Below are 983 nucleotides of genomic sequence, written 5' to 3' on the forward strand. Positions count from 1 at the left end.
GCGTACGCCTGCGCCCCTTGCCTGCAGCCTCTCCCGCGCCTTCCGCTTCTTCCGCTTCTTCCGCTTCTTCCGGCGTCATGCCCGGACAGGCTCTGTATGAAGCCGAACCGATCACCGGAGCTTCCGGCCTGATCACGGGCCTTGCGGCGGCAGACGGCCTGCTGGTCTGCCCCGAAAACCGTGAGGGTTTCGCTGCCGGAGATATTGTTATGGTGGAGCTTTTTCAGTAGTAATAACGCATACGCCAACTACGGAGACATGCCATGAAGCGCAATACCTACCTGACTCTGCTTGCGCCCGAAGAGGCGCGAAAGCGCTGGTTCGAGCGTCTTCAGGCAGCTTCCCGCGCATTACCGGAAGAAAACGTTCCACTGACCGCAGCCCTGCACCGCGTTCTCAGCCGCCCGGCGGAAGCGCTTCGTTCTTCACCCGCCTTCCACGGTGCAGCCATGGACGGCATCGCGGTCAATGCCGAGGACACGTTCAGCGCCTCCGCCCGCAAGCCCTTGCGCCTTGAAATGGGCAGGCAGGCCCACTGGATCAATACCGGCCACCCCCTGCCGCCGGACTGCAATGCGGTTATCATGGTGGAAAACATCAATATCGAAGGTTCCGGCGACAACCAGTGGGCCGTGATCGAAAAGGCCGCTTTTCCCTGGCAGCATGTGCGTAAAATGGGTGAAGACATGGTGGCTACGGAAATCATCCTGCCGCCCGGAACCCGCCTTGGGCCATACGACCTGGGCGCACTGGCGGCGGGGGGCATTCTGAAAGCCCCCGTGTTCGTCCGGCCGCGCGTTTTCATCATTCCCAGCGGCTCTGAAATCGTTCCCCTGGAGCAGGCGCGCGAAGAAGACCTGCGTGCCGGACGAACGCTGCCCGAATTCAATTCCCTGATTTTTGCGGCCATGATTACAGAAGCCGGGGGCGAGTCCGTCACCCTGCCCGTGGTTCCCGACCAGCCGGAGGCCATCGCCGCCGCC

Annotated in this window: 2 pseudogenes; both read left to right on the top strand. The window is 62.4% G+C overall.

What is annotated here, in order from left to right:
* Positions 1–230: pseudogene (locus tag V6C16_RS14180) on the top strand (hypothetical protein); the annotation flags it as partial.
* A gap of 33 nt (positions 231–263) precedes the next feature.
* Positions 264–983, top strand: a pseudogene (locus V6C16_RS14185) (molybdopterin biosynthesis protein); the annotation flags it as partial.

This window comes from Desulfovibrio sp. 1188_IL3213, from assembly GCF_036763145.1.
GTDB lineage: Bacteria > Desulfobacterota > Desulfovibrionia > Desulfovibrionales > Desulfovibrionaceae > Desulfovibrio.